Source organism: Paracoccus beibuensis, from assembly GCF_026162625.1.
GTDB lineage: Bacteria > Pseudomonadota > Alphaproteobacteria > Rhodobacterales > Rhodobacteraceae > Paracoccus > Paracoccus beibuensis.
The window spans coordinates 1-3,099 of record NZ_JAOTBD010000078.1; the positions used below are offsets into that span (position 1 = coordinate 1).

Annotated in this window: 4 protein-coding genes and 1 pseudogene; 1 reads left to right on the plus strand and 4 read right to left on the minus strand. The window is 61.0% G+C overall.

The annotated features are described in order from the left end of the window. Positions 1–421 precede the first annotated feature (421 nt). Positions 422–829 carry a hypothetical protein gene (locus OC159_RS19720; RefSeq protein WP_265502935.1) on the minus strand — a complete coding sequence of 136 codons (408 nt, stop codon included), beginning with the start codon at positions 827–829 and terminating at the stop codon, positions 422–424. Positions 830–959: 130 nt separating this feature from the next. Beyond that, positions 960–1,136 (minus strand): annotated as a pseudogene (locus tag OC159_RS20330) (hypothetical protein); the annotation flags it as partial. A gap of 241 nt (positions 1,137–1,377) precedes the next feature. On the opposite strand from OC159_RS20330, the gene OC159_RS19730 reads away from it, so the two are divergent. Next, a complete protein-coding gene (locus OC159_RS19730; RefSeq protein WP_265502937.1) occupies positions 1,378–1,545 on the plus strand; it encodes a hypothetical protein in 168 nt (55 codons plus the stop codon). A 14-nt stretch (positions 1,546–1,559) separates the two neighbouring features. Here OC159_RS19730 and OC159_RS19735 read toward each other — a convergent pair whose 3' ends face one another. Further along, complete coding sequence (locus OC159_RS19735) at positions 1,560–2,045, minus strand: hypothetical protein (protein ID WP_265502938.1); 486 nt, start codon at positions 2,043–2,045, stop codon at positions 1,560–1,562. Positions 2,046–2,142: 97 nt separating this feature from the next. Next, on the minus strand, positions 2,143–2,811 hold the full coding sequence (locus OC159_RS19740; RefSeq protein ID WP_265502939.1) for a hypothetical protein: 669 nt from the start codon (positions 2,809–2,811) through the stop codon (positions 2,143–2,145). Between the last annotated feature and the right edge of the window lie 288 nt (positions 2,812–3,099).

The following is a 3,099-nucleotide window of genomic DNA, read 5'->3' on the forward strand; positions in this document are numbered from 1 at the left end:
ACGACTCCGCGTGCGTATGCGCGCGCGGCGGGTGGGGGTCCGGGGGAGGGGAAACCTGCTCAACCGCAGCTCTGACGGCACGAACAAGATTGCTTGTGAGAAGGATCAGCGACGAAGCTGCGCTTTGACTGGAAGCCGCGCTATGGACAACCGATGCTACAGGCCGCCTTTGGCTGTCAGTGTGGCAAGAAATGGAAGCGTAATTTTTTACACCCGCCCACGTCGCCGTTCTTCGCCACCAGAGCCATTTTGACCAGCAGGGACAGGGTGGAACAGCGGCGAAGTATACATTCCGCATTTCCTGCCATGTACGCCTCTTTTGCCGTAGGCAGGCCGTTCCGCCTGCTGCTGATCCTCCTCCTCGCGGTCGAGCTGGTCTGAGAGCCGTTGCACCGCTGCCGTCACGTCCACCCCCTGATCGTCATAGGCGCGCAGGATGATGGCGGCAGACTCGATCCGGTCCAGATAAGTCTCTTCGGGAAAAGTCGCTGAGATCGCCCTGGCACAGCTTGGCAGTGCCCTCGGGGCCAAGCGCCGTTTTCGCCGCCTCGACCAGTTCACGCGCCTGCGACGGTGACAGATCGCGGGTGCGGGCGGTGATGAGCAGGCCGTTCATGTGGATGCTGGCTATCTGGCGCTCCTCGGGCGTGGTGCGCCCGAACTCGCGGCGCAGGGCCTTTTCCTGCGCCTTGACCCCAGCCAGGAGCTGGGCCGCGCCGCGCTCGATCTGCTGCAGCCGTTCCTCGTAGACCGCCTTGGTCCTGGCGATGGCCTCCTTGGCCGCTTCTGTGGCCCTTTGACGCCATTCCTCGTCGCATTCCCTTCCCACCCCCCGGGAGATTGCCCTTCTGGCGCTCAGGGAGCCGGAAATCGGCCTCTACGGGTGCATTGGCGGGGGCATAGTACTCCTTGATGGTCTGGTGATTGGCTTGGCTGCGCTCACGCCCGCGCTCGAGGCCGAAATCCTGGCCGACCTCGCGGGCGAAATCGGTCTGCATCGTGCTGAGGGTGACCTTGCCGCCGACCAGCTCGCGGGCGTTGAGCTCGCCGCGGGCATCGAGGGGGATCTCCTCGCGCGAAGGGTGACAGAAGTGACCGTCCCACCAATTTGAAAAAATGTGCAAAAAAATGTGCACTCGCTAGACAATTTGTCCTGCGTTCAAATTATCCGTTCGCCCCTGACGGGGGAAGGGCACATTTTTTCAATGGGCAACCGTTGCGTTGACAGGAAGAGAAGCCGCCTACGGCGGCTCGATCCCCCGGCCCTTGCCAGCCTTGCGGGGGCGCTGCGGGCCAGGGATCGACGGGCTGCGAGAGGCGTAAAAAATTACCGATGCATTTCTTGCCACAGTACACTTCCACCGAAGGAGAGCCGCTATGCCAGATCAAAGCAACAATCGGGAACCGCCCACAAAGGATCGCACGGCCAAGACGCTAGCAGAGAAGGTCAGGCCGATCCAGGAGCGGGCAGAGCGGGAAGGCTTTGTCTCAGATGGCTCAAGCGACAAGCCGATGCTGGACGAAGCTTGGGGCGAGGCATCATGATGATCACGCCAGAGCTACGCTCCCGCCATCAGGCAAACCTGTGAAGTGTCGTATTTCAGGCTAAGGCTACTCCACGGTCCCGGCGCGCAAGGGCGATCGAACCATGTCCGGTAGCGAAGCGCATTGTTTTCGATATTAAGCCAGGCACACAATGGAACAAGTGGTGGACGCCCGTTGTCGCGCAGAAGGCCGGGGCCGAGCCAACTCGTATAGTATCCGCCACAATCTTCACCGGGCTTGCCGAGACCTTTGATGTGCGTCGCTTCAAAATTATCGACAGGTATCCTGCTGTCGGTCTTCGCATCGTAAAGGCCATTGAGAGCGCGGTCGTAGGACTGTACGAAAACGTAGCGGTCATCGAAGCAAACGAGCTCAACGTCGCGTACCAGGCGATGCTTGCCATCCAGCCCCGACAGATCCCACCTTCCATAGCGGTTCCAGTCAAACTCCCGGTCCAACTGCATTCCGTTCGGCAGGGTCACGGATTCCTGGAAGCTCATCGCCCACCTTGTACCGGCGAAGCATGCCCAGAGAAGGATTAGCCCGGCAAGTCCGAGCAAAGTGTATCGGGCAAACGTACCCGCGGGAGATCGCGCCCTAAATATCACCGCCCCTACCATACTCGCTTCTCCCGGCGTCCTTCATCACATCGGCGGAGAAAGGTGTCCTCCAGTTGCCGGTGATTGGATACGGTGTACCGCCAACCTCGATGCCGATATCAAGCGGATCCTCAAAAATGTCGCTGAACTCGAAAGTGGTTTCACCGCTGATCCGGAGCATCGCGCCACGGTCTTCGACGCGACCGACAAAAGCTCCGCGAACCACACCATCGCCGTGCGAGAATGCGACATCACCGAAATCATACGGAGCGCCGAAGTCGTAGCTGAACGACCCCGCGCCCGACGCGCGCGCCTCATTCGCGATCTGGTCCGCGAGACGGCGGAACGCGCCCTCGGTCCCATCGTCATAGGCGTATTGCTCGGCAATCTCTCGGAGATGTCCGATCTCTAGCAGGGTCACCGCGCGTCCGCCGCCATTATAATAGTGGCGAACGAAATCTAGGTTGGTCCACCGATCATAGCTCGATGCAAGGATCGTGGTGAACTCGTGAAATCCGAATTCGGTCTCACCGGCGACGAAGGGAACCCGTTCGCATCGACAGTTGTAGTCCTCGCCGGGATGTCCCGGCTTTGCCGCACGATCCTCGATGTTTTGGCTTAAGAAGATGTTAACCAAGCGCCCGGAGCAGTCTTGCGCCTCCCGCACAATGGCTCCGGCCCGTGAACATGCGCCCCCTGCTGGGTCGAGACTTTGAGGTTAAAGCGATGGCTGCAGGATCTTTCCCACCCCACAACCCCCGGCTGATCCCCCGCCCTCTCCTCGTGCGGCCGCATAACACCCCATATCGCGCCAACAGCAGCTTCCGGTTGAAGCGCGGCCTTGCCGCCATCCCCTTCACAAGCCCCTTCTGCCCCTCCGCCAGAGTTGCGATTGAGAAGGGTTCCCCTCCCCCGTACCCCCACCCGCCGCGCGCGCCCACGCACGCGGAGTCGG